Origin of the sequence: Microcoleus sp. OTE_8_concoct_300 (genome assembly GCF_031383065.1) — a bacterium.
In the GTDB taxonomy this organism is placed as follows: domain Bacteria; phylum Cyanobacteriota; class Cyanobacteriia; order Cyanobacteriales; family Microcoleaceae; genus Microcoleus.
In genome coordinates this window covers 1-1471 of record NZ_JANMZH010000099.1, presented here as the reverse complement: position 1 = coordinate 1471, position 1471 = coordinate 1, and the positions used below count along the sequence as shown (strand labels likewise).

1 protein-coding gene is annotated in these 1471 nt (G+C 50.6%); it reads right to left on the bottom strand.

All coding sequences use genetic code 11. The features are described 5' to 3' along the window. The coding region (locus ACUVJL_RS04585; RefSeq protein ID WP_445244771.1) for a PAS domain-containing protein at nt 1-1428 on the bottom strand (1428 nt) is incomplete at its 3' end. Nucleotides 1429-1471 lie beyond the last annotated feature (43 nt).

Here is a 1471-nt window from a genome sequence, read left to right as displayed (position 1 = left end):
GAGAATGTTTTTGGCATCAAACTCTGAAGCCAGATGCAGGCTGCTTGCCAGAAACCCAGCCATCAGTTGTAAGGTCTGGATGTCTGACTCTGTAAAGCTAGAGGGTGTCGCTGAAACAACTTTTAAGACACCAACCCGATCTTTTTGATAAAACAACGGAACAACCACCATTGACCGGAGACCAATACGCTGACAGGCAGCCCGGTCCACCCGTACATCGGTTTCTGAATCCTCGCAAAGCATGATTTGGCCGGTCGCAATACATTTTCCCGATAAACTTTTCCCTACTTTGAGCCGTAATCCAACATAGGCGGTGACGATACCACTGGCTGCCCGATACACGAATTCATCACCTTCCAGAATTTCAATCACTGCGCCATCGGCGCGGGTCAAATCTTGAGTTCTCTCTGCAATCACGGCCATAACTGCATCGAGATTGGGATTGCGGATGGTGATTTCCTGTTGGGTGGCAATCACCACAGCCAGACGCTGGAACTCTTGTTGTAATGCTGCTTCTGCTTGCTTGCGAGCGGTGATATCCTTCATAAAGCAGTGATGCCCGATCGCTCGCTCCTGGGAGTCGTAGGCTGCCAACATCACCAATTGCTTGTAAAAAATCGAGCCATCTTTTCGGATACCACGGGCCTCAACCTCGACTCGACCCTCGGCTAGCATTTTTTGATAAGCCGCCCTCATCATGTCGAGATCTTCTGGATGAACTGTTTTCTGCCAATTCATACCAACCATTTCTTCAGGTTGATAACCCACTATATTGCCGTAGGCTTGATTAACGGTGATATACCGTCCGAAAATATCCAGCCGCGAGATGCCTTCGACGGCATTAGCAAGGGCTATACTCATTTCTCTGAGTTCTGTTTCCGCCTGGACAAGATCCGTAATGTCTTGGGATGTACCAAACAACCGAATGACTTGTCCCTCTGCATTGAGTTCGGCCTGTCCTCTGGCTTCGGTATGGCGGATAGAACCATTCGGGTGCACGACTCTGAGCCGCAATAGATAAGGCTCTCCGCGACTGAGCGTTCGTTGAACTACCATCTGTAGCTGTTGGGCACTTTCGGGATGGTAAAGCCGTAGGTGTTCTTCATAGGTAGGTTCGCCCAGTGCCCTGGATCGTCCCATAATCTCGAATAGTTCGGGGGACCAGGTAATTGTACCGGCAATCACGTCAAATTCCCAGCTACCGATGTGGGCAACCCGCTGGGCTTCTGACAACCGGGTTTCACTCTTTTGCAGGGCTGTTTCTGTCTGCTGGCGGTCGGTAATATCCTTTTCGTTCACGACCAACATCGGGTTGCCTGTTACCGGGTCCTTGGTACACCGCACGTCTATCCCGTGCCAGCGAATTCCCGCCAGAGTAATCACTTGAGCGTCCGTGCTAAAGACCTCACCGGACTTAAGAACTGCCATTGCTCGCTTTCCTACCTGAGAGTCAACAAAGCGGCTCACAAAA